The 22,991-nt window shown below is 73.3% G+C and carries 22 protein-coding genes and 1 tRNA gene; 13 read left to right on the top strand and 10 right to left on the bottom strand.

Features of this window, described 5'->3' with window-relative positions:
• Nucleotides 1–10: 10 nt before the first annotated feature.
• Nucleotides 11–754, bottom strand: a complete 744-nt coding sequence (locus D7318_RS12725) for a prolipoprotein diacylglyceryl transferase (protein WP_120697044.1) — start codon at nucleotides 752–754, stop codon at nucleotides 11–13.
• Between the two features lie 473 nt (nucleotides 755–1,227).
• Between D7318_RS12725 and D7318_RS12720 the strand changes: the two genes are divergently transcribed.
• From D7318_RS12720 to D7318_RS12690, 7 genes are all read left to right on the top strand, one after another.
• Nucleotides 1,228–1,710 (top strand): CarD family transcriptional regulator, encoded by a 483-nt coding sequence (locus tag D7318_RS12720; RefSeq protein ID WP_049563928.1) that lies wholly within the window; start codon nucleotides 1,228–1,230, stop codon nucleotides 1,708–1,710.
• 294 nt (nucleotides 1,711–2,004) lie between these two features.
• A complete protein-coding gene (gene ispD, locus D7318_RS12715; protein WP_120697043.1) occupies nucleotides 2,005–2,772 on the top strand; it encodes a 2-C-methyl-D-erythritol 4-phosphate cytidylyltransferase in 768 nt (255 codons plus the stop codon).
• On the top strand, nucleotides 2,762–3,334 hold the full coding sequence (gene ispF / locus D7318_RS12710; RefSeq protein ID WP_120697042.1) for a 2-C-methyl-D-erythritol 2,4-cyclodiphosphate synthase: 573 nt from the start codon (nucleotides 2,762–2,764) through the stop codon (nucleotides 3,332–3,334). Before ispD ends, ispF begins: the two co-directional genes overlap by 11 nt.
• A gap of 62 nt (nucleotides 3,335–3,396) precedes the next feature.
• Nucleotides 3,397–3,807 (top strand): PPOX class F420-dependent oxidoreductase, encoded by a 411-nt coding sequence (locus D7318_RS12705; protein WP_120697041.1) that lies wholly within the window; start codon nucleotides 3,397–3,399, stop codon nucleotides 3,805–3,807.
• A 98-nt stretch (nucleotides 3,808–3,905) separates the two neighbouring features.
• On the top strand, nucleotides 3,906–5,297 hold the full coding sequence (cysS, locus tag D7318_RS12700; protein WP_120697040.1) for a cysteine--tRNA ligase: 1,392 nt from the start codon (nucleotides 3,906–3,908) through the stop codon (nucleotides 5,295–5,297).
• Nucleotides 5,298–5,314: 17 nt separating this feature from the next.
• Entirely contained in the window at nucleotides 5,315–6,265 is a 951-nt protein-coding gene (rlmB, locus tag D7318_RS12695; protein WP_120697039.1) for a 23S rRNA (guanosine(2251)-2'-O)-methyltransferase RlmB, read from the top strand.
• A gap of 86 nt (nucleotides 6,266–6,351) precedes the next feature.
• Nucleotides 6,352–7,989 carry a DoxX family membrane protein gene (locus D7318_RS12690; protein WP_120697038.1) on the top strand — a complete coding sequence of 546 codons (1,638 nt, stop codon included), beginning with the start codon at nucleotides 6,352–6,354 and terminating at the stop codon, nucleotides 7,987–7,989.
• A gap of 284 nt (nucleotides 7,990–8,273) precedes the next feature.
• Here the strand turns inward: D7318_RS12690 and D7318_RS12680 are convergent, their stop codons facing one another.
• The 3 genes from D7318_RS12680 to D7318_RS12670 form a co-directional block, all read right to left on the bottom strand.
• Complete coding sequence (locus tag D7318_RS12680) at nucleotides 8,274–9,023, bottom strand: nucleotidyltransferase family protein (RefSeq protein ID WP_120697037.1); 750 nt, start codon at nucleotides 9,021–9,023, stop codon at nucleotides 8,274–8,276.
• A gap of 52 nt (nucleotides 9,024–9,075) precedes the next feature.
• Nucleotides 9,076–9,477, bottom strand: coding sequence for a hypothetical protein (locus tag D7318_RS12675; RefSeq protein WP_120697036.1), 402 nt, complete (start codon nucleotides 9,475–9,477; stop codon nucleotides 9,076–9,078).
• A gap of 199 nt (nucleotides 9,478–9,676) precedes the next feature.
• Entirely contained in the window at nucleotides 9,677–10,816 is a 1,140-nt protein-coding gene (locus D7318_RS12670) for an ABC transporter ATP-binding protein (protein WP_120697035.1), read from the bottom strand.
• A 211-nt stretch (nucleotides 10,817–11,027) separates the two neighbouring features.
• Between D7318_RS12670 and D7318_RS12665 the strand changes: the two genes are divergently transcribed.
• Nucleotides 11,028–11,104: transfer RNA gene (locus D7318_RS12665), tRNA-Thr, on the top strand.
• Between the two features lie 182 nt (nucleotides 11,105–11,286).
• Complete coding sequence (locus D7318_RS12660) at nucleotides 11,287–13,425, top strand: alpha-galactosidase (RefSeq protein ID WP_120697034.1); 2,139 nt, start codon at nucleotides 11,287–11,289, stop codon at nucleotides 13,423–13,425.
• A 74-nt stretch (nucleotides 13,426–13,499) separates the two neighbouring features.
• Here the strand turns inward: D7318_RS12660 and D7318_RS12655 are convergent, their stop codons facing one another.
• Complete coding sequence (locus tag D7318_RS12655) at nucleotides 13,500–14,504, bottom strand: zinc-binding dehydrogenase (protein WP_120697033.1); 1,005 nt, start codon at nucleotides 14,502–14,504, stop codon at nucleotides 13,500–13,502.
• Between the two features lie 107 nt (nucleotides 14,505–14,611).
• On the opposite strand from D7318_RS12655, the gene D7318_RS12650 reads away from it, so the two are divergent.
• Nucleotides 14,612–15,277 carry a pentapeptide repeat-containing protein gene (locus D7318_RS12650; protein ID WP_120697032.1) on the top strand — a complete coding sequence of 222 codons (666 nt, stop codon included), beginning with the start codon at nucleotides 14,612–14,614 and terminating at the stop codon, nucleotides 15,275–15,277.
• Nucleotides 15,278–15,338: 61 nt separating this feature from the next.
• Here the strand turns inward: D7318_RS12650 and D7318_RS12645 are convergent, their stop codons facing one another.
• On the bottom strand, nucleotides 15,339–15,914 hold the full coding sequence (locus D7318_RS12645) for a TerD family protein (protein WP_113687296.1): 576 nt from the start codon (nucleotides 15,912–15,914) through the stop codon (nucleotides 15,339–15,341).
• Between the two features lie 142 nt (nucleotides 15,915–16,056).
• Here D7318_RS12645 and arfB point away from each other — a divergent pair, with 142 nt between their 5' ends.
• Nucleotides 16,057–16,497 carry an alternative ribosome rescue aminoacyl-tRNA hydrolase ArfB gene (gene arfB / locus D7318_RS12640; protein WP_120697145.1) on the top strand — a complete coding sequence of 147 codons (441 nt, stop codon included), beginning with the start codon at nucleotides 16,057–16,059 and terminating at the stop codon, nucleotides 16,495–16,497.
• 29 nt (nucleotides 16,498–16,526) lie between these two features.
• On the opposite strand, the gene D7318_RS12635 is transcribed toward arfB, so the two are convergent.
• Nucleotides 16,527–17,027 (bottom strand): flavin reductase family protein, encoded by a 501-nt coding sequence (locus D7318_RS12635; RefSeq protein WP_408055480.1) that lies wholly within the window; start codon nucleotides 17,025–17,027, stop codon nucleotides 16,527–16,529.
• 260 nt (nucleotides 17,028–17,287) lie between these two features.
• Here D7318_RS12635 and cdgB point away from each other — a divergent pair, with 260 nt between their 5' ends.
• On the top strand, nucleotides 17,288–18,907 hold the full coding sequence (cdgB, locus tag D7318_RS12630) for a diguanylate cyclase CdgB (RefSeq protein WP_120697030.1): 1,620 nt from the start codon (nucleotides 17,288–17,290) through the stop codon (nucleotides 18,905–18,907).
• 98 nt (nucleotides 18,908–19,005) lie between these two features.
• Nucleotides 19,006–19,962 carry a carbohydrate-binding protein gene (locus tag D7318_RS12625; RefSeq protein ID WP_120697029.1) on the top strand — a complete coding sequence of 319 codons (957 nt, stop codon included), beginning with the start codon at nucleotides 19,006–19,008 and terminating at the stop codon, nucleotides 19,960–19,962.
• Here the strand turns inward: D7318_RS12625 and D7318_RS12620 are convergent.
• From D7318_RS12620 to D7318_RS12610, 3 genes are read right to left on the bottom strand one after another with little or no spacing between them, the layout of a single operon-like run.
• Nucleotides 19,943–20,812: a class II fructose-bisphosphate aldolase gene (locus D7318_RS12620; protein ID WP_120697028.1), complete on the bottom strand. Its 870-nt coding sequence runs from the start codon at nucleotides 20,810–20,812 to the stop codon at nucleotides 19,943–19,945. The two genes, D7318_RS12625 and D7318_RS12620, sit on opposite strands and share 20 nt — an antisense overlap.
• Complete coding sequence (nagA, locus tag D7318_RS12615) at nucleotides 20,809–21,966, bottom strand: N-acetylglucosamine-6-phosphate deacetylase (protein ID WP_120697027.1); 1,158 nt, start codon at nucleotides 21,964–21,966, stop codon at nucleotides 20,809–20,811. The genes D7318_RS12620 and nagA overlap by 4 nt, the downstream gene beginning before the upstream one ends.
• Nucleotides 21,963–22,958 (bottom strand): ROK family protein, encoded by a 996-nt coding sequence (locus tag D7318_RS12610; RefSeq protein WP_230423678.1) that lies wholly within the window; start codon nucleotides 22,956–22,958, stop codon nucleotides 21,963–21,965. Before D7318_RS12610 ends, nagA begins: the two co-directional genes overlap by 4 nt.
• Between the last annotated feature and the right edge of the window lie 33 nt (nucleotides 22,959–22,991).

Here is a 22,991-nt window from a genome sequence, read left to right as displayed (position 1 = left end):
GCGTGGGGCTTCAGCCGACCGTGCCGTCGACGGTCCCTTCGGCGACGCCGCCGTCCGTCGTGCCGTCCACGGTGCCCTCGTCGTCGGTTGCGCCACCGCCCTCCACCTCACCGGTCTCGGGTGTCTCGGGTGTCTCGGGGTTCTCGAGGTCGCCGGTCTCGCCCGTCTCCCCGATGGCGCCGTCCTCGGGGCCCTCGGGCTCACCGGGCGTCTCGCTCGGGTCGGGCTCGGGCGGGGCCGTGGGGGCCCAGTCCTCGAAGTGCTCGAATGTGCCGTTGTCCGGCACCACGCGCGCCGAAAGAGGGATCTCGCCCGTCTCGCTCAGCACGAAGACCAGCTGCTCGGCGTCGCCGAGCGCGATGCCGCCCGCCGCCGGGTCGGCGATCAGCGCCGTGACGTTGCCCTCGCCGCCCAGCGCGACCGAGCCGCGGGCCGGGACGACGACCTCGCTCTCGCCCTCGGCCGGGATCAGCTCGACCCGCTGATCGGAGTCGGGGAGCGCGATGGCCTCGAGGACCTGGTCGGATGTGCCCTCGTTGAACACCCGCCCGGTGACGCCCCCCGGGCTCTCGCGCCCCTCGGGCAGGACGACGTTGATGCTCTGCACCTTGATGTCGTCGACCTGGGCGCTGGCGTTGTCCGGCCTGGTCTTGCCGGTCTCGGCGTCGTTGCCCGCCCCGCAGGCCGACAGCGCGGCCGCGGTGGAGAACGCGAAGAAGGCGGCGGCGACGCCGCGTCGAAGGCTGCTGCTCACGGCGGCGGCATCTCCTCGGACGGTGCTGGTGATCCTGGTGATCTATCGGGCACAGGGTACCCAAGCGCTTTTCGGCCGCCTCGGGCGACCCCTGAAGTGAACGTGGGTGAACCCCCGTGAATTCGCCGACAGGCCCTCTTTACAGGGGTGTTCCCGCCGCGTTCCCCCCGCGCGCCCGCGCTCAATTCACCCGGCGCGCGGGGGCCCGCCGATCACTTTCCGCCAACTCGGACATAACGGACACCTTTCCATGGTCAACCGAACTTTCTTGTCTTCTTTCGGACGTAGATCGACGAACTGCCCCACGCCGCAATCGCCCCCCTCACCTGCGGATACCCGCCGCGTCCGGCCCGCCGAAGCACGCCACCGGGGCGCTTGTCAACCCCCGAGATGTGTCCTGACCTGGGAAAACGTCATTCAAAGGGGCCTCTTCCCGTGTTAGCATGGAGAGCCACGGAAGGGGTACCTGTCACATGACGTTCAAGGTTGGCGACACCGTGGTCTATCCCCATCACGGGGCCGCGCTGATCGAGGCCATCGAAACTCGCCAGATTAAAGGCGTGGACAAGACCTACTTGGTGCTGAAGGTCGCCCAGGGTGACCTGGAAGTGCGTGTCCCGGCGGAAAATGCCGAGCTGGTCGGTGTCCGCGACGTGGTAGGCCAGGACGGGCTGGACCGGGTCTTCGAGGTGCTCCGCGCGCCGTATGCCGAGGAGCCCACCAACTGGTCCCGGCGGTACAAGGCGAACCTGGAGAAGCTGGCGTCCGGCGACGTCATCAAGGTCGCCGAGGTCGTGCGCGACCTGTGGCGCCGTGAGCGTGAGCGCGGCCTCTCCGCCGGTGAGAAGCGCATGCTCGCCAAGGCCCGGCAGATCCTGGTCAGCGAGCTGGCTCTCGCCGAGGCGACGAACGAGGACAAGGCCGAGTCCCTGCTCGACGAGGTCCTCGCCTCCTGACGGTCGTGGGCCCACCCACCTTTCCCCATCGACCCACGCGGGCCTCGCGACCCATGGCAGCGACTCAAGGCGGCGACCCGAACCGCTTCGCGTGCGACAACGAACGTGCCGCAGCGCCCGGAGGCATCCCCTGTGCCATACGGGCGCTGCCGCATGTACGGATCGTTCGAACGATGTGCCGGGCCCGTGAAGCTCCGCCGACCGGCTGTCACGGAAGGGTCCGGTCGTGTGGTGCCCGGCACGCTCAGGCCATACCCAACACCACCCTGCAAACAAACCTGCACCCGTCACCCAATGACAGACACCACACCTGAAGCCCGCGCCCCGCTGCCGCGCACCGCGGCCGTCATCCCCGCGGCGGGCAGCGGGGTCCGCCTCGGCCCCGGCGCCCCCAAGGCACTGCGCCCGCTCGGCGGCACCCCGATGCTGGTGCACGCCGCCCACGCCATGGCCAGGGCCCGGGCCGTCGTCCTCGTCGTCGTCGTGGCCCCGGCCGCCGAGACCGAGGCCGTCCGCTCCCTGCTCGACGAGCACCCCCCGCCACCCGGCGTGGACCAGGTGGTCGTGGCGGGCGGGGCCACCCGGCAGGAGTCCGTGAGGCTCGGGCTCGACGCGCTTCCCGAGGACATCGAGGCGGTGCTCGTGCACGACGCGGCCCGCCCCCTCGTTCCCGTGGACACCGTGGACGCGGTCGCCGCCGCCGTCCACGCGGGGGCCCCCGCCGTCGTCCCCGCCCTGCCGGTGACCGACACCGTCAAGCGGATCGCCGCCCCCACCGCCGACGGCGCGCCCGAGCCGGTCGTCGCGACCCCCGACCGTTCGCTGCTGCGCGCGGTGCAGACGCCCCAGGGGTTCGACCGCGCCACCCTGGTCAAGGCGCACGACCGGCTGGTCGATGACGCGGAGGCCGCCGTGACCGACGACGCCGGGCTCGTCGAACGGCTCGGGGTGCCGGTCGTCCTGGTCCCCGGCCATGAGGAGGCGTTCAAGGTGACCCGCCCGCTCGACCTGGTCCTCGCCGAGGCCGTGCTCGCCCGCCGGAGGCTCAACGATGGCTTCTGAGACGGCCGCGCATGAGACAGATTTCGGAGCGTACGGCGCGTTGGGGGCGTTGGGAGCGCCACGCGTGGGGATCGGCACCGACGTGCACGCCTTCGCGCCGGGGCGCGCGCTGTGGTGCGCCGGACTGCACTGGCCGGACGCGGAGTTCGGGCTCGCGGGGCACTCCGACGGCGACGTGGCGGCGCACGCCGCGTGCGACGCGCTGTTCTCCGCCTCGGGCGCCGGTGACCTGGGCGAGCACTTCGGCACTGACCGCCCCGAGTGGTCGGGCGCCTCGGGCGTCGCCCTGCTGGGCGAGACGGCCAGGATCGTGCGGGCCGCCGGGTTCGAGATCGGCAACGTCGCCATCCAGGTCATCGGCGTCCGCCCCCGCGTCGGCAAGCGGCGCGCGGAGGCGCAGCGCGCGCTCTCCGACGCGCTCGGGGGCGCGCCCGTCTCCGTCTCGGGCACCACGACCGACGGCCTCGGGCTGACCGGGCGCGGCGAGGGCCTGGCCGCGATCGCCACCGCCCTGGTGCTCCCCGCGCCCCGGGCGACCCGGGGGCCTGGGGAGACGGTCTAGCGCCGCCGAGGATGTTGTGCCAGATTCAACGGCTCGGAAGGAACCTCGAGAAAGGTGTCACCGTGGCAGTCACGCTCCCCGAGGGACTCAAGGCGGTGCTCGACGGCAAGGTGTTCGTCACCGTCGCGACCATCCAGCGGGACGGCAGTCCCCAGCTCACTCCGGTCTGGGTCAAGCGGGACGGGGACGACCTGCTGATCTCCACCACCGTGGGGCGCAGCAAGGAGCGCAACCTGCGCCGTGACCCGCGCGTCACCGTGCAGGTGCTCCCCGCCGAGGCGCCCTACAGCTACGCCACCGTCTACGGCACGGCCGAGCTGACGACCGAGGGCGGTCAGGAGCTGATCGACGACCTGGCCCTGAAGTATGTCGGCGCGAAGTACGCCGAGTTCAACCCCTCGGCCGCGCAGGACGCCCCCCGGGTCGTCGTGCGCGTCACGGCGGAGCGTATCGTCGGTCAGGGCATCGTCTGAGCCGCGCCGCGGCGAACGCGGCGTGTACATGACGCGTTCACGACCCCCCGCGCCACGCGACGGCGCGGGGGTCACCCTCCTCCCACTACTCTTGACGCGTGACCATTCGGCTGTACGACACCAGTGCCCGGCAGATCCGTGACTTCGTCCCGCTCACCCCGGGCTGTGTCTCGATCTACCTCTGTGGCGCCACCGTGCAGGCCGCCCCGCACATCGGGCACGTCAGGTCCGGCGTGAACTTCGACATCATGCGCCGCTGGTTCGCCTACCGCGGATATCGGGTCGTCTTCATCCGCAACGTCACGGACATCGAGGACAAGATCCTGGCGAAGAGCGCGGACCAGGGGCGCCCGTGGTGGTCCCTGAGCTACGAGAACGAGCGGGCGTTCGACGACGCCTATGCCGCGCTCGGCTGCCTCCCGCCCACCTACCAGCCACGCGCGACCGGTCATGTCCCGGAGATGATCGCGTTGATGCGCACCCTGATCGACCGTGGTCACGCCTATCCCGCGGGCGGCAGCGTCTACTTCGACGTGCGCTCCTTCCCCGGCTACCTCCAGCTGTCGAACCAGGAGCTCGACCAGCTCCTCCAGCCGGGCGGCGAGGGCGAGGCGGGCAAGCGCGACCCGCGCGACTTCGCGCTGTGGAAGGCCGCCAAGCCGGGCGAGCCCACGTGGGAGACCCCCTGGGGCCCGGGCCGCCCCGGCTGGCACCTGGAGTGCTCGGCCATGGCCCACACCTACCTCGGCGAGGCGTTCGACATCCACGGCGGCGGGATCGACCTGATCTTCCCCCACCACGAGAACGAGATCGCGCAGTCGAAGGCCGCGGGCGACACGTTCGCGCGGTACTGGACGCACAACGCCTGGGTCACCATGAGCGGCGAGAAGATGAGCAAGTCGCTCGGGAACTCCGTGCTGGTCGGCGAGATGGTCAAGCGCTGGCGGCCCATCGTCCTGCGGTACTACCTGGGCACCCCCCACTACCGCTCGATGATCGAGTACAGCGAGGCCGCGCTGGCCGAGGCCGACGCCGGGTTCGCGCGCGTCGAGGGCTTCATCGACCGCGCGGTCGAGCAGGTCGGCGACATCGCCCCGGCCGCAGCCGTGCCCGCCGACTTCGCCGCCGCGATGGACGACGACCTGGGCGTTCCCCAGGCGCTCGCCGCCGTGCACACCACCGTCAGGCAGGGCAACGCCGCGCTCGCCGAGGGCGACAAGGAGTCCGTCGCGTCGCTCGCGGGCCAGGTCAGGGCCATGCTCGGCGTGCTCGGCCTCGACCCGCTCGCCGCGCCATGGACGGGCGCGGGCGGCCGCGGCGACCAGCTCGCCGGGGTGGTCGACACGCTCGTCGGCCTCGTGCTGAGCCAGCGGCAGGCCGCCCGCGAGCGCAAGGACTACGCCACCGCGGACGCCATCAGGGACGAGCTGACCTCGGCCGGCCTGGTGATCGAGGACACCCCCGACGGTCCCCGCTGGGACCTCAGCTGAGAAGGACCGGACGACCCATGCCAGGCAACAGCGAGCGCCGCAACCGCCGTACGACCCAGAAGAAGGGGCCGCAGATCGGCAGCGGCGGCCAGCGCCGCCGCGGCCTCAAGGGCAAGGGGCCCACGCCCCCCGCCGAGGCCCGCACCGGCCACCCCAAGAAGCGCGCGGCCGAGCTGCGCGCGCGCAAGGACGCGGGCCGCAAGGCCGCGGCGCGGCGCGGCGGCACGTCGCCGTCCGAGCTGGTCGTCGGCCGGAATCCGGTGGTCGAGGCGCTGCGCGGCGGCGTTCCCGCGGCCACGCTGTACGTGCAGCAGTTCCTGGAGAGCGACGACCGCGTCACCGACGCCGTCAAGCTCGCCATGGAGCGGGGCGACGTGCACCTGCTCGAGGCGCCGCGCCCCGAGCTCGACCGCATCACCGGCGGGCTGAACCACCAGGGCCTGGTCCTCCAGGTCCCGCCGTACGAGTACGCCCACCCCGACGACCTGACGGACGCGGCGGCCGACGTGGGCCAGGAGCCGCTGATCGTGGCGCTCGACGGGGTCACCGACCCGCGGAACCTCGGCGCGGTCGTCCGCTCGGCCAGCGCGTTCGGCGGCCATGGCGTCGTCGTGCCCGAGCGGCGCGCGGCCGGGATGACGGCGGGGGCGTGGAAGACCTCGGCGGGCACCGCGGCGCGCACGCCGGTCGCCCGCGCCACCAACCTCACGCGCACGCTGAAGAGTTACCAGAAGGCCGGGCTGACCGTGGTCGGCCTCGCGGCGGACGGCGAGATGGAGCTCGGCGACGTCGACGCGCTCGGCGGGCCCGTGGTCATCGTGGTCGGCAGCGAGGGTAAGGGCCTGTCCCGGCTCGTCGGGGAGACGTGCGACATCCGCGCGCGCATCCCGATGCCGGGCGGCGCCGAGAGCCTCAACGCCGGTGTGGCGGCCGGGATCGTGCTGTACGAGGCCGCCCGCCGCCGTTGACCTCGGCGGCGCGCTTGAAGGGTCGCGGACAGAGTTCGGTCCTGTCTGAGTCAAGGCAGTGTCTTCTACGTGTGTCACTCGGTTAGATGAGTGTGGACACCAGAACACCCCGCGGCGGCCTCACGCTGGACGAGCCGGTGCTCAGCACGGTCAAGGTGCCGTCCGATCCGGCCCAGGTCGTCGTCAACCACGCCAGTTTCCGGGTGCGGCTCGCCACCCCGCCGCCGGTGAGCATCGCGGTGCCCGACACCGCGGAGCTGCCCCGGATCCCCGCGGCGGGGCGCCGCCGCCCGCTGGTGTGGTCGGGGCGCAGCGCGCCGGGGGACGCGGGCGCGAGCACGCTGTTGCGCGCCGTGCGCGAGGCGGGGGACGCGCGCGCCGAGAGCGCGACCCGGGTGCTCCCGCGCGTCACCACGGGCGCGCGCCCGCCCGTGGTCGGGCCCCGCGCGCCGCAGCCCTCCGAGTCGACGCGGCTGCTGCCCGCGGCGCGTGGCGGCGAGGGCGCGTTCGACGGTGTCCACCACGGCGTTCACCGGGGAGCCGACGACGGAGGCCGCGACGGAGCCCGCGACGGGGTCCACGACGGTGTCCACGACGCGTACGCCGAAGGGGCAGGAGGGGACGGCGGCGCGGGGCCGGGGCCGGCCGCCCGCCCCGAGCCCCGCCAGCACCGCGCCGACGCGCGGCAGGCGTACTACCCGGGGCGCCATCTCAGCCTGGGCGTCGTGCTGTTGCCGCTGCGGCTGCTGCTCGGCTTCATGGCGATCTACGCCGGGATGGGCAAGCTCACCAACCCCGTCTACTTCGACGGCGGCGAGCGAGGGTCGCTCAACGCGTGGCTCGCGTCCCTCCACCCGTGGGGCGCGGCCGACCCGCTGCACCAGTGGGCGCTCTCCCACCCGGTGGGCGCGGGGCTGACCGTGGCGTTCACCCAGATCATCATCGGCGTGCTCACCGTCTTCGGGCTCTGGCAGCGGCTGGCCGCGGGGATCGGCGTCCTGCTGTCGCTCGCGTTGCTCGTGACCGTCAGCTGGCGGAGCGGGCCCGCGTACGACACCCCCGACCTGTTCCTCGCCGCCGCCTGGTCGCCGCTGCTGATCGCGGGCGCGCCCGTCTACTCGCTCGACGCGCGCCTGGCGAGCGAGGCGTGGCGCAGGCTAGGCCCGCGCGTCCCGCTCGCCGATCTGCGCCACCGGGTGCTGCGCAGGGGCGCGGCCCTGGCCACGCTGCTGATCGGGCTCGCGCTGCTGATCGGCTCGCTGCTCGGCAGCGCGGTGCGCTCCGACCGCTTCCCGACGCTGCCGGGGCCCGGCCAGCCGCCGCGCAACCACCTGCCGGGCGAGCCGCTGCCCGAGGACGAGGCGCCCGAGCGGGACGGCGAGACGTCCGAGCGGAGCGAGGAGCGCGGCGCCTCGCCCGAGGAGTCGGCGTCGCCCGACGAACGGGGCGGCCAGGCCGACGAGGAGAGCCCACGCGGCCAGGACGGCGGCGACACGGGGGCGCCCGGCGCGGACGCGCCGGGGGAGAGCTCCCCGAGCGCCGAGCAGACCGTTCCCGCGCCGCAGCAGCAGCCCGCCGCGCCCGACCCGTACGTTCCCGAGGAGCCCGCGGCGCCCTCGTCGCCGGACGCGGGCGACGCCGGGGAGTCCGTCGACGAGAGCCCGTCCACCGAGGAAGGGGGGGACGGGAGCAGCCTCAGCCCTATCGGCGGGCTGCTCGGCTAGGTGAGCTACTCGGTGATTGACATGGTGTGACGGATCATCACCTGGGGTGAGCCATTCCCTGCACGCCCCCGTGCGCGCCGCGGCGCGCCGTGCCGCGGTGCTGTGCGTGTGGTCGAGGCTGAGCTACGCCGAGGCGGCGGAGGCGCTCGGCGTGCGGGTCGGCACGATCCGTTCCGACGAGGACACGGGCGCCTACCTGGGCGCCCGCTCCGAGCGGGTCGAGGACGGCTTCTTCCACCCGTCGGGCACGGTGTTCGATGGCTCGGCGGTCGTCGCGCGCGAGGTCACGGACGAGACGGGGGAGCCTGCGGAGCAGCCAGGTCGCGCGCGGCCTGGGTCAGGTCCTTGGCGGTGTCGATGGCCCGCCAGTACGCGCCCTGCGGCAACGGGAAGCCCGCCAGCCTGCGTTCCCTCGCGAGGCGGGGGAACGTGGTGCGCTCGTGGTCGCCGCGGTCAGGCAGCAGCTTGGTGAACTCGGCGGCGAAGACATAGATGCCGGCGTTGATCAGATAGGGCGAGGGCGGGGCCTCGATGAAGTCGAGGACATGGCCGAACTCGTCGGTCTCGACCACGCCCCAGGGGATCCGCGGGCGGGCGAGCGCGAGGGTGGCCAACGCGTCGCGCTCCTCGTGGAACTCGGACATCTCGCGCAGCGAGAAGCGGGTCCAGATGTCGCCGTTGGTGGCGAACCACGGCTCGTGGGGGCGCGGCAGCGCGGCGGCGGCGTGCTTGAGGCCGCCGCCGCGGCCCAGTGGCTCGCTCTCCACGACGGTGGTGACGCGCAGCGGCAGATCGGCCGAGTCCAGCCACTCCTGGAGGACTTCGGCGAGGTGCCCGCAGGAGACGACGGCGTCCGTGACGCCCTCGGCGGCGAGCCAGGCGAGCTGGTGGCCGATGATCGGCACCCCGGTGCCGGGGATCTCCACCATCGGCTTCGGCCGGTCGTCGGTGTACGGGCGCAGCCGCGAGCCCTGGCCCCCGGCCAGGACCACGGCCTGCGTCGGCTGCGGGGCGTCGAGCGGGGCTTGCGTCATGCGGGCAGCCTATGCGGTGCGGTGAGCGCGGAGAACGGCCGGGTGCCGCCCTTCAGTTGGCGGCCGCGACGCCCGAGGCGTACGCGGTGTCGCACACGGGGCGCGCGTGCTGCTGGGCGCGCTGGGGGCTTCCGTACTTCTCCACGGCCGCCTCGCCGAGCGCCCGCGCGATGTCCTGGCAGTGCGGCGCGAGGGCCGGGTCGCGGTCGACGGCCCGCTGGAGCTCGGTCAGCGCGACGCCCGGGTCCTGCGCGCGCAGCGTGGTGACCAACTGGTCGCGCAGCACGTCCTCCGGCGCCTGCCGTTGCTGCTCGGCCGACGCGGTCAGCATCTGCGTCCCGCTGGGCGTGCCCGCCCAGGGGACATGGGTGACGGCGAGGGTCCCGGAGAGCACCAGGACGGCCGGGAGGGCGATGGCGAGACTTCTGCCGATGTGTCGGAGTGCCTGATTCACTTGAGGTCTTCCTCGCGAGACGGTGACGGGCTTGGAGAATGGTAGCGAGGAGTAGTGACGTGGATACATCCCGCCACCCTCGTGGGTGACGCTGTCCCGGGGTTTTCGATCGGCCCGCCGACAGGCGAAGGGCCGTGCCCCCGCCACGCTGCGGGGACACGGCCCTGGTGCCGTGGGCGGCTCGGAGAGCCGCCTGGGGTCAGTCGCTCAGGCGCTCACCGGAGCCCGCGGCGAACACGTGGGTCTCGCCGGGGCGCGGCACGACGTTCAGCTTGGCGCCCTTCTCGGGGACGTCGCGGCTGTCGACGCGGATGACCAGGTCCTTGATCTCGCCGCCGAACTCGGCGGTGCCGTACACGTACGCGTCGGCGCCGGTCTCCTCGACGACGTTGACGGTGACGGCGAGGCCCGCCTCCTTCTTCTCGTCCGCCTTGGTCAGCCCCGAAGCGGCGCCGTCGCTCTCGCCGTTGACCACGACGAAGTGCTCGGGGCGGCAGCCGACGACGACGTTGGTGTCGCCCTTCGACTGGGCCTCGCTGAGCGCCGCGCGCTCGATGGGGACCACGCTGTTGCCGAACTTGACGCCGCCGTCGGCGATCGGGACCTCGACGAGGTTCATGGCGGGGGAGCCGATGAATCCGGCGACAAAGAGGTTCGCGGGCTTGTCGTACATGTTGCGCGGGGTGTCCACCTGCTGGAGCAGGCCGTCCTTGAGGACCGCGACCCGGTCGCCCATGGTCATGGCCTCGACCTGGTCGTGGGTGACATAGACCGTGGTGACGCCGAGGCGACGCTGGAGCCCCGCGATCTGCGTACGGGTCTGGACGCGGAGCTTGGCGTCGAGGTTCGACAGCGGCTCGTCCATGAGGAACACCTGCGGCTCACGCACGATCGCGCGGCCCATCGCGACACGCTGCCGCTGACCACCGGAGAGCGCCTTGGGCTTGCGGTCCAGGTACTCGGTGAGGTCGAGGATCTTGGCGGCCTCCTCGACCTTCGCGCGGATGTCCGTCTTGTTGACGCCGGCGATCTTGAGCGCGAAGCCCATGTTCTGGGCCACGGTCATGTGCGGGTACAGCGCGTAGTTCTGGAACACCATCGCGATGTCCCGGTCCTTCGGCGGAAGGTGGGTGACGTCACGGTCACCGATGTGGATGGAGCCTCCGTTGACGTCCTCGAGACCCGCGAGCATGCGCAGGGAGGTGGACTTGCCGCAGCCGGAGGGGCCGACCAGCACGAGGAACTCGCCGTCCGCGATCTCGATGTCGAGCTGGTCGACGGCGGGGACCTCGGACCCGGGGTAGATCCGGGTGGCCTTGTCATAGGTGACCGTAGCCATGTCTCTCTGTCTCCTTCTACCGGCAGGAACGTGCCGGACGATCCGAGTAGGAAGGTGTGACGGCCATGTAAATGGACGCTGAGTGAACCTAACTCGAAACGGGTGGGAAAGTCAGTAGCCGGTGCGCAAAAATAGTGATCGCATGATCGGTGGGACGTCGTACGCGTCCGCCGACCGGCTGTTCGCGCCCGTGTACCCTGGATCAGCCGTCGCCGCCTTAGCTCAGTCGGCCAGAGCAGCTGTCTTGTAAACAGCAGGTCGTCGGTTCGAATCCGACAGGCGGCTCCACACTCTCCGCGTCCCCGGCGCGGGCCCGCGCCGGGCCCGTTCACGCCTCCCCGCGGCCCTCGTCGGCCTCCGTCGTGCTCCTGTCGTGCTCCCCTCGTGCCCGGGATCTCCCTTGACGGGCCTCGATGTCCGACCATAGAAATATCGCGCATGTCTCAACAGGATCGATCAGGGGATGACAGATGCGCGACGGGACCCTCGTCCACCTCCGTTCCGCGGGCACCAGCCTCGTGCTGGACTGCACCGGTACCGGGCTGCCCCGGGTCCTGCACTGGGGGGAGGACCTGGGAGACGGGCTCGACCAGGGCGTTCTCGCCGCGCTCGCCCGCGCCGAGGTGCCGCAGACCGCCTCCAACAACGTGGATGTCGTCGTCCCGGTCGCCGTGCTGCCCGAGCATGCGGCGGGCTGGCTCGGCACCCCGGGCCTGACGGGGCACCGTGCGGGCGCCGACTTCTCCACGGCCTTCGCCGTCACGTCGGCCGAGGCCACAGGGCGGGCACTCACGGTGACCGCGAAGGACGGCACGGCCGCGCTCGAACTCCGCCTGGAGATCGAGCTGACCGCGAGCGGCCTCGTGCGCCAGCGCGCCACCGTGAGCAGCACGGCGGCGGCCGACCGCGCCCCGTTCACCCTCTCCGGGGTGCTCCTCACCCTGCCCGTGCCCGAGCGCGCCACCGAGATACTCGACATGACAGGGCGGCACCTGCGCGAACGCACCCCGCAGCGGCACGCGTTCACCATCGGGACGCATCTGCGCGAGAACCGCAAGGGCCGCACCGGCACCGACGCGGCGACCGTGCACGTCGCGGGCGAGCGCGGCTTCGGCTTCAGGTCGGGCGAGGTCTGGGGCGTGCACGTGGCCTGGAGCGGGAACCAACGCTCGCTGGCCGAACGCACCCACACCGGGGCCGCGATCCTGGGCGGCGGCGAGCTGCTGCTCGCGGGCGAGCTGGCGCTCGGCGCGGGCGAGTCGTATACGACCCCCTGGGTCTACGGCAGTTGGGGGCGCGGCCTCGATGAGCTGGCCGCCCGCTTCCACGGCTATCTGCGCGGGCGCGAGCGCCATCCGCGCACGCCACGGCCTGTGACGCTCAACGTCTGGGAGGCCGTCTACTTCGACCACGACCTCGGCAAGCTCACCGAGCTCGCCGACCTCGCGGCCGAGGTGGGCGCGGAGCGGTTCGTGCTGGACGACGGGTGGTTCAGGGGGCGGCGCGACGACCACGCGGGCCTGGGCGACTGGTACGTGGACGAGGGCGTGTGGCCCGAGGGGCTGCACCCGCTGGCCCGCCATGTGCGGTCGCTCGGCATCGAGTTCGGCCTGTGGGTCGAGCCCGAGATGGTCAACCCCGACTCCGACCTGGCCCGCGCGCACCCCGAGTGGATCCTGGCCACGGGCGACCGGCTGCCGCCCGAGTCGCGCAACCAGCAGGTCCTCGACCTCGGCCACGCCGGCGCGTACGCCTACATCCTGGAGCGCCTCGACGCGCTGGTCACCGAGTACGCGCTGACCTATCTCAAGTGGGACCACAACCGCGACCTGGTCGACGCGGGCCACAGCCCCACGGGGCGCGCCGGCGTGCACGCCCAGACCGAGGCCGTCTACCGGCTGCTCGACGAGCTGCGCGCGCGCCACCCCGACCTGGAGATCGAGTCCTGCTCGTCCGGCGGAGGCCGCGTCGACCTGGGCATCCTCGAGCGCACCGACCGCGTGTGGACGAGCGACTGCATCGACGCGGTCGAACGCCAGCAGATCCAGCGCTTCACCGGCCTGCTGCTCCCGCCCGAGCTGATGGGCGCGCACGTCGGGGCGCCCACGGCGCACACCACGGGGCGCACGCACGCCCTGGGCTTCAGGGCGGGGACCGCGCTCTTCGGGCACTTCGGCATCGAGTGGGACCTGACCCGTTCGACCCCGGAGGACCGGGCGGCGCTCATCGAGTGGATCGCGCTGTACAAGCGGCTGCGCCCGCTGCTGCACGGCGGCGCCGTGGTGCGCGGCGACCACCCCGACCCGGCGCTGTGGACGCACGGCGTGGTGGCAGAGGACCGTTCGCGCGCCGTCTACGCGTGGGTGCAGATGGCGACGAGCGCGGTATCGCCGCCCGGGCGCGTGACGCTGCCGGGGCTGGACCCCGACGCCACCTACCGGGTCGCGCCGCTGGCCCCCGGCGACCGGCTCGTGGGGTCGCGCCCTGGGAGGCTGCCCTGGTGGAACGAGGGCGTGACGCTGCCGGGGCGCGCCCTGGCGACGGTCGGGGTGCGCGCCCCCATCCAGTGGCCCGAGCGACTGGTGCTGATCGAGGCCGTCCGGGTCTGATCGTTCGGCCTTGAACATTCGGCGTTGATCGTTCGACGTCGGTGGCCGCTGGTTCCCTGACCGCCCCCGTACGGTCAGGGAACCAGCACGACCTTGCCGATGGTGGCCCGGGTCTCGATCGCCCGATGGGCCCCGGCCGCGTCGGACAGCGCGAAGTGGTGTGTCAGGGGCGTGAGGGCGCCCGAGGCCAGCGCGGCCAGGGACTCGCGCTCGAGCACCGGCAGGTTCTCCGGGCCGCCGATCTTGTCGAACAGCGGCTGCCCGAGCACCGGGCGCGAGACGATCTCCCGCTCCGCCGCCTCCCGTTCGGGCAGGGCGGCCGTCGCGTCGGCGCCCGGCTCGGCCGAGAACGAGCCATAGGTGACATGGACGCCCCCGGGCCCGAGCAGCCGCAGCGCCGCCCTGGCGTTCGCGCCGCCCACGCCCTCGTAGAGCAGGCTCACGGGCCGGTCGCCATAGGCCGCCCGCACCCGGTCGGCCCAGCCCTCGCGCGTGTGGTCGACGGCCAGGTCGGCCCCCAGGTCGGCGACCGCCGCGGTCTTGGCCCGGCCGCCCGCCGCCCCGATCACGGCCGCGCCGCGCCGCTTCGCGTGCTGCACCAGGAGCGCCCCGATGCCCCCTGCGGCGGCCAGCACGAGCACGGTGTCGCCTGGGCCCGGGTCGGCGAAGCGCAGGATGCCCATCGTCATGCGCCCCGTGCCGACCATGGCGACGGCGTGGCTCTCCGCCACCTCGTCGGGGAGCGCGTGCAGCCGGTCCGCGCCGGTGACGGCGAGCTCCGCGTAGCCGCCGGGGACCATGCCGAGGTGCGCCACCACACGGCGGCCGAGCCACGACGCGTCGGTGCCCTCGCCCACCGCGTCCACGGTGCCCGCGACCTCGCGGCCCGGGACGGTGGGCAGATCGGGCACCGGGAAGCTCCCGCCGAGCGGCCCCGCCCGCAGCGCCGTGTCCACGACATGGACCCCGGCCGCCGCCACGGCGATCCGCACCTGGCCCGGCCCTGGCTCGGGGTCGGGCACCTCCTCGTAACGGAGGTTCTCCGGCGGCCCGAAGGCGTGCAGACGGACGGCGTGCATGGGCGCTCTCCCTCTCGGTGGTCCCGCGAGGGGCCAGCTTGCTACCTCAAGTGCCCTTGAAGTCAAGAGGAGGGGGCGTTGTCAGTGGCGGGCGGCAGGATGGGGCCATGGCGGAACGAGACCTGGTCAAGCCCCCACGGCGCCCCGATGTGACCCTCGCCGAGCTGCGCCCGTTCGACGGCGAGCGCCTCGAGCCCTCGGGGGACTACGACGAGGTGGAGTTCGACGGGCTCGACCTGACGGACGCGGCGGCGCCGGGGGCGAGCTTCCTCGACTGCGCGCTGCGGCGGTGCGTGCTCGACGCGGCCGGGATGAAGCGCGCCCGGTTCGTCGACACGCTGCTGACGGATGTGCGCGGCGTCGGCACGGCCCTTTCCGAGGCCTCGCTGCGTGACGTGGAGATCAGGGACGCCAGGCTCGGTGGTATACAGCTCAGCGGCGCCACGCTCACCCGCGTGCTGATCGAGGGCGGCAAGATCGACTACCTGAACCTCCGCCAGGCCACGCTCACCGATGTCACCTTCCGTGACTGCGTCCTGGTCGAGCCGGACTTCGCGGGCGCACGCCTCGAGCGCGTCTCGTTCGACGGCTGCGACCTGCGCGACGTCGATCTGACGGCGGCGACGTGCAAGGACACGGATCTGCGCGGCGCGGTCGGCCTGAGCCTGCTGCGCGGCGCGGACCGGCTCAGGGGGGCGGTGATCACGCCGGGTCAGCTGCTCGACCTGGCCCCGCACCTGGCGGCGGAGCTCGGCGTGCGGGTGGCCGACTGACCCCGGGGACGCGGAAGGCCCCCCGGCGGGCCGGGGGGCCTTGGTCGCCTGTGGCGGCGGCTCAGACGTTGACGCCGAAGTCCTGGGCGATGCCCGCGAGTCCGGAGGCGTAGCCCTGGCCGACCGCGCGGAACTTCCACTCGGCGCCGCTGCGGTACAGCTCGCCGAAGACCATGGCGGTCTCGGTGGAGGCGTCCTCGGTCAGGTCGTAACGCGCCAGCTCGACGCCGCCCGACTGGTTCTCCACGCGGATGAACGCGTTGCGCACCTGGCCGAAGTTCTGGCCGCGGTTGTCGGCGTCGTGGATCGACACCGGGAACACGATCTTGTCGACCTCGGCGGGCAGCCCCGCGAGGTTGACCTTGATCTGCTCGTCGTCGCCCTCGCCCTCACCCGTCAGGTTGTCGCCGGTGTGCTCGATCGTGCCGTCGGGCGACTTCAAGTTGTTGTAGAAGATGAAGTGCTGGTCCGACACGATCTTGCCCGCCGCGTTCACGCCGAGGGCGCTCGCGTCCAGGTCGAAGTCGGCACCGGTCGTGGTGCGGACGTCCCAGCCGAGACCGACGGTGACGGCTGTCAGGCCGGGGGCCTCCTTGCTCAGCGAGACGTTGCCGCCCTTGGACAGGCTCACACCCATGTAGATCCCCTTATTCCATGTCGCTCAGGGTCGCCTTTGCGATGACGTTACTCTCACTGTCCCCAACGATGTCAGGGGGGAGGAGGGTTCCACGCGGGTTTCGGGAAAAACCGGCGTGCGAGGCGCGGCCGAGCGGGGGACCATGGAACGCATGTCCGGTCCCTATGTCATCCGCGGCTCCGTCTCCCTCCCCGAGTCCGAGCTCCGCTGGCGTTTCTCCAGGTCGTCGGGGCCGGGTGGGCAGCACGTCAACACGAGCGACAGCCAGGTCGAGGTCCTCTTCGACCTCGGCGCCACGCGCGCGCTCCCCGACGTGTGGAAGGAGCGCGCCCTCGACCGGCTCGCCGGGCGGCTGCACAACGGCGTCCTCGCGGTCCGCGCGAGCGAGCACCGCTCGCAGTGGCGCAACCGCGAGACGGCCGCGCGCCGCCTCGCCTCGCTCCTCGCCGAGGCGTCCGCGCCGCCGCCCCGGGCCCGCAGGCCCCGTGGCACGCCGCGCCGGGTGACCGAGCGCCGCCTCGCCGACAAGCGCCACCGCGCCGAGGTGAAGCGCGGCCGGTCGCGCGGGGGCGGCTGGGAGTGATCGGGGTCGCGCGCCGGGGGCGTGCGCCCTCAGCCCAACGAGCGGTAGGACGACCGGTAGTAGAGCAGGGGCCCCGCGCCCGTCGCGGGCAGCTCGGCGGCCAGCACGCGGCCGATCACCAGGGTGTGGTCGCCCGCGGCCACGCGCTGCTCGGTCGCGCACTCGACGGTGGCCAGCGCGTCGGTCAGCAGGGGCGCCCCCGTGACCTCGCCGAGCCGGTGCGGCACGTCCCGGAAGACCAGCCGGTCGCTGAGCCGCCCCTTCATCGCGAACCGGCCCGCCGTCGCGCGGTGGGAGTCCCCGAGCAGGGACGCCGCCCACAGCGGTCGGCGTTCGAGCACCTCGTCCATGCGCGAGCCCGTGCGCACGCCGACCAGCACGAGCGGCGGGTCGAGGGAGACCGACATGAACGCGGTCGCCGTCATGCCCGCGGGGGCGCCGTGCGGCCCGTCCTCGTCGTCGTGCGCGGTCACCAGCACGACCCCGGCGGCGAGCCGGGAGAGGGCGCCGCGGAACTCCTCGTCGCTCACTCCCCCAGAATGGGGCACGGTCCGGTGCTCTCGGGCAGGTAGGGACACGGCGCACACCGTAACTCCCCACGCCCCGGGCGTGCATCGGACCAAGGAACCAGTGCGAGACCTACGTCGTCCTACATCCCGCGACCGAGCACTTTCGCACTGTGACATGAATCACAGTAGGCAACTAATTGCTGACCCTGTGTACCTAGCGGGCAGCTCCCTGTGATTCAGTGGCCTGTGTATCTGCACGTGCATTTCGCGCCGGGGGAGTGATGGAAACGGAGACGGAGCCTTATGTGCGCCTCGCCTCACTGCGAGAGTTGCACCAGGTCGTCGCAAAGCTCAACACCGCCCGCAGCATGGCGGACACCTTGCAGACCATCGCCGACGGTGCGGTCGACGCCGCCCTCGGCTTCCAGCTCGCCGCCGTCAACCTGGTCAAGCCCGACGGCGACCTCATGGTGGCCGCCGTCGCGGGCAACGACGACGCCGAGGCCGCCATCGCCGGGCGCACCGGCTCCCGTGAGTCCTGGGAGCGGCGCCTCGACATGGGCGAACACTGGGGCGAGCTCCGCTTCATCCCCTACACCGAGGGCTGGGTCCTCGACCACGACGACGTGCCGCAGTGGCACATCACGGGACCCGCGCCGCGCTACCCCGACGAGTGGCACCCGATGGACCGCCTGTTCGCGCCGATGTACGCGCTCGACGGCGAGCTGCTCGCCGTTCTCGAGGTGGACAGGCCGCGCGACGGCCGCCGCCCCGGGCCCTGGGGGCGCGAGGCGCTCCAGCTGTACGCGTCGCAGGCGGCCATAGCGGTCAGCAACGCCAGGCTGCGCGGCAACATGCAGCGGGCGCTCGTCCGCCTCGAGCGCGACCAGCAGGCGCTGCGCGCGAGCGAGGAGAGCTTCAGACAGGCGTTCGAGTACGCGCCCAGCGGCATGGCCATCGCCGAGGTGGGCGGCGAGGCCAACGGTCGGCTGATCAAGGTCAACGACGCGCTGTGCCGGCTGCTCGGCCGCCCTGGCGCGGTGCTGCGGCGCTACAGCTTCGCCGATCTCGTGCACCCCGAGGACACGGGCGTGCTGCTGCGCACGTCGGCCGAGGGCGGGCGGGCCGAGCTGCGGCTGGCGCGCAGGGACGGCTCGTACGTGTGGGTCTCCCTGCGCAACTCCGTGGTGGCGGACGCGGCCGACGGGCCGCAGGTGCAGCTGACGCACGTCGAGGACATCGAGGAGCGCAAGCGCCACGAGCTGGCGCTCGCGCACCGGGCGAGCCACGACTCGCTGACCGGGCTGCCCAACAGCGCGGAGCTCAAGGCCCGCCTGGGCGGCCGGATCTGCGACCGGGCGCCCGACCCGTTCGGGCACGCGGGCGTGCACGGGCTCCCCGCGGCGGGCGCGGCCGACGCGTTCGAGGGCTTCGGCACGCCGCGCCGCCGCCTCTACGACCACCACGAGCACGTGGTCGCGCCGGACGAACCTGGCGGGGACGGCAAGGGTTTGGCCGTTCTCTTCTGTGATCTCGATGGATTCAAGTCAATCAACGACCGGTTCGGGCACGTCTGTGGCGACGCGGTGCTGATCGAGGTCGCCAGGCGCCTCGAGCAGGGCGTGCGCGACAACGACACCGTCGCCCGGCTCGGCGGCGACGAGTTCGTCGTGCTGGCCGAGGGGTTGGGCCCCGCTGAGGCGTCCGACCTGGCGGTGCGGCTGCGCAACGGCATCATCCCGCCCATCCGCGTGGAGGGCCGCGCGGTGCGGGTCGGGGCGAGCTTCGGGATCGGCTGGGCGGCCTGCGGGATGACCACCGAGGAGGTCCTGGAGTCGGCCGACCAGCGCATGTACGTCGAGAAGCGCTCGCGCTCGCAGGGCAGGCGCCGCGCGGGCTGATCCCGGCGGGGCCGAGAGTTCGGGGTGCTTCCCCCGAAAGGGGTAGGCTCGCGCGGAGACATACGGGGGACAGTGCGTCACGTAAGGAGCGGAAGCCGATGAGCGCGGGGCACACCGGCGGCAGGGGTACGCCCGACGAGGGCGGCGACGACCCCTTCGCGTACCTGTATCGCCCGGAGGGCGGCGAGCCGCAGCCCCAGCAGCCGCGGCAGCCTTCGTACCACCAGGTCCGCCCGGTGGGGGAGCGGACGTTCGGCGGCCAGCAGGGCCACCGGCAGCAGGCGGGCGGCTCCTACGCGACGCAGGCCTCTCCCTCGGCGTACCAGCAGCCGCAGCAGCACCGCCCCGACGCGTACTACGCCGCCCCCGAGACGCAGGTGGGCGGGCCGCCGGACGGCGGTCGGCCCGACCGCCGCAGGGTCGATCCCGAGCCCCGGCGCAACGGGCTGCTGATCGGCGCGATCGCCGTGGTGCTCGCGGTGGTGCTCGGCGTGGGCGCGGCGATCCTGTTCAGCGGCGGCGAGGACGGGGACGCCGCGGGCGACGGGTCGACGTCGGAGCCCACGGGCGGCTCGGGGGACGACGAGGGCGGCGACGAGCCGTCGGACGAGCCGAGCGACGAGGAGGCGGAGCCCGAGGGGCTGCCCGCCGCCGCCGTGACCGAGCTCGAGCTGGCGGGCGGCATCGGCTTCCAGGCCGATGTGGAGGGCGCGCGCTCCGATGACGGCGCCTATGTCAGGGTCCAGAACCAGCAGAACTCCACGATCACCTGGACGTTCGACTTCCAGGGCGAGCCCGGTCAGTACCGGCTCACCACCTACTACGCGGCGGTCGCCGACGATCAGACCATGTCCTTCTCGATCAATGGGACCCCTCGTGAGGACCCCGTCAACCTGAGGGACTGGAACGGCGACATCAGCGAGTGGGAGAACAGCTGGTTCGACACCTACAACCTGGTCGACCTGGCCGAGGGCGAGAACACCGTCCAGCTCACCTGCACCGCCCAGTGCGACGTGCTGATCGACGGCCTGGCCATCACCGAGCACCAGGGCTGACGCCGCCCCGCGGGGGGCACAGCGCCCGCAGGAAACGTTCCACCACGGTCGTCATCGCCGCCCGGCCCGCCGCGAGCCACGGGCGCGGGTCCACCCCCGACGGGTCGGCGGCGAGGCCCTCGCGCACCGCGTCGGTGAGCGCGGCGTTGAGCGCGGTGCCCACGTTCACCTTGGTGAGCCCGGCCGCCACCCCGCGCCGCAGCTCCCCATCGGGCACCCCCGACGAGCCGTGCAGCACGAGCGGCACCGTGACGGCCGTCCGCAGCCGCCGTATCAGCGCGTGGTCGAGGGCCGCGGTGCGCGCCGTCATCGCGTGGCTGCTGCCCACCGCGACCGCGAGCGCGTCCACGCCGGTCGCGGTCACGAACCCCACCGCCTCGTCGGGGTCCGTGCGCACCCCCGGCAGGTGCGCGTCGCCCGGCTTGCCGCCGATCCGGCCGAGCTCCGCCTCCACCAGCAGCCCGTTGGCCCGCCCGAAGCGGGCCGCGCGCACCGTGGCCGCGACGTTCTCGCCGTAGGGCAGGCGCGAGCCGTCGAACATCACCGAGCCGAACCCCGCGGCGGGCGCCTGCCGCAGCAGGGCCTCGTCGGTCACATGGTCGAGGTGCAGCGCGAGCGGCACCGGCGCGTCGCGCGCGAGCGCCACCAGCGCGGCGGCGAGCGGGGCGAGGCGCCCGCCGTGGTGCGCCACGGCGTTCTGCGACACGGCGAGCACGGCGGGCGCCCCCACCGTGCCGGCGCCCGCGGCGACGGCCTGGGCGTGTTCGAGCGTGATGACGTTGAACGCCACCAGCGCGCGCCTCTCCGCGCGCGCCTCGTCGAGCAGTCCCGCACAGGGCACAAGGGTCACGGGCGCACCAGCCACTCGCCCTTGCGCAGCACCCCGGTCAGCGCGAAGTCGCCGTCGAGCACCACGAGATCGGCGTCCTTGCCCTCCTCGATCGAGCCCACCCGGTCGGAAAGGCCGAGCAGCCGCGCCGGTGTCGCGCACAGCGCCCGCACCGCGTCGGTGACGGCGATCCCGTCGACCGTCACCGCCCGCCGGAACGCCAGGTCGAGGGTCAGCGTCGAGCCCGCGATCGCGCCGCCCTCGGTCAGCCTGGCCACGCCGTCGCGCACCTCGACCTTCATCGGGCCGAGCGGGTAGAGCCCGTCGCCCATCCCGGCCGCGCCCATCGCGTCGGTGATGAACGCGACCCGGTCGGGACCCGCGCAGCGGAAGGCCAGCTCGAGCACGGCCGGGTGCAGGTGCGTTCCGTCGTTGATCAGCTCGACGGTGACCCGCTCGTCCTCGAGCAGCGCCGCGATCGGCCCCGGGGAGCGGTGGCCCAGTTGCGGCATCGCGTTGAACAGGTGCGTCGCCACCGTCGCGCCCGCGTCCACCGCCTCGCGCACGGTCTCGTACGGGGCGTCGGTGTGGCCGACGGCGGCGAGCACGCCGTGCTCGCTCAGCAGCCGCACCGAGTCGATGCCGCCGGGGAGTTCGGGCGCGAGCGTGAGCATGCGCGCCGTGCCGCGCGCCGCGTCGATCAGCTTGCGCACCGCCGCGGGGTCGGGGTCGCGCAGCAGCGCGGGCTCGTGCGCGCCGCAGCGCAGGGCCGAGATGAACGGGCCCTCGAAGTGGAGCCCCGCGAGGTCGCCCTGCTCGACCAGCTCGGACAGCGCGGCCGCCTGCCAGGCGAGGTCGCCCAGGTCGCCGGTCACGGTCGAGGCGAGCATCGTCGTGGTGCCGTGCGCGCGGTGCGTCTCGATCACCCGCAGCGCCTCGTCGGCGGTGCCCGCGGAGAACGACGCGCCCCCGCCGCCGTGCACATGGATGTCGACGAAGCCGGGCAGCACCCAGTGGCCCGCCAGGTCGACCACCTCGACCTCGTCCCCCGCGCCTTCCGGCTCGTCGCGCCGCCCCGCGGCGATGCGGCCGTCCTCGACGGTCACCCGGCCGCCGTCCACGACCCCGGTGGGCCGCACCACCTTCGCGCCGGAGAGCACGGTGCGCTTGGTCACGGGGAAACCTCCGCTGATGTGGGGAGTTCGGGGAGTCCTGCGAGCGGGGCGCGGGGTTCGCGCTCGGCCGGGGCGAGGTGCCGGGCGAGGTCCCAGGCGAGGAGGCCCGCGCCCAGGCAGCCCGCGGCGTCGCCGAGCGCCGCGGGGAGGATCTCGGGGGCCCGCTGGAACGTCGTCCTGGCGGCCAGCGCGGTGCGCAGCGGCGCGAGCAGCGTCTCGCCCGCCTCGGCGAGCCCGCCGCCCACGACGACCAGGCCGGGGTCGAGCAGCCGAACGCCCGTCAGCAGGCCGTCGGCGAGCCCGTCCACGGCGTCCCGCCACAGCGACGCGGCGCGCGCGTCGCCCGCCACGACGGCGCGGGCCGCGTCGGCGGCGGTGGCGCCCGGCGTTTCGGACGCGGTGGCCCAGGCGCGCCCTATCGCGGCGGCGGATGCCACCGTTTCGAGGCAGCCGTGCTGGCCGCAGCCGCAGCGCGCGCCCCGGGGGCGCACGATGACATGGCCGATCTCCCCCGCGCCCCCGTGCGCCCCCGGCTCGACGCGCCCTTCGATGCCGATGGCCCCGGCGATGCCGGTGCCGAGCGCGATGAACAGGAAACGCTCATACCCCGCGCCCGCGCCGAGGCGCCCCTCCGCGAGCCCTCCGGCGCGCACATCGTGGCCGAGCGCCACCGGGATCCCGTCGAGTCGCTCGGTGAGCAGGCGGCGCAGCGGCAGGTCGCGCCAGCCGAGGTTCGCGGAGTACACGGCGACGCCCGCCCTCTCGTCCACGATCCCCGGCACCACCACGCCCGCGGCGGACGGCGGGCGGCCGAAGCGCTCCACGCCCGTCGCGTACAGCTCGGTGGCGAAGTCGAGGATCGCCTCCGCCACCGAGCTCGTCCCGCCGGTGGGCCGACGGGCCTCGTACAGCGGCTCGTTGTCCGGTGCGGTGAGGGCGGCCTTGAACACGGTGCCGCCCACATCGAGGGCGATCACATAGTTGTCACTCACAGGCGCAAGTCTCGCCCCTGACGGGGGAAGAGG

The sequence above is a fragment of the Streptomyces radicis genome (genome assembly GCF_003626575.1).
Taxonomy (GTDB): Bacteria; Actinomycetota; Actinomycetes; order Streptomycetales; family Streptomycetaceae; genus Streptomyces; species Streptomyces radicis.
This window is presented reverse-complemented; position numbering and strand designations above follow the sequence as displayed.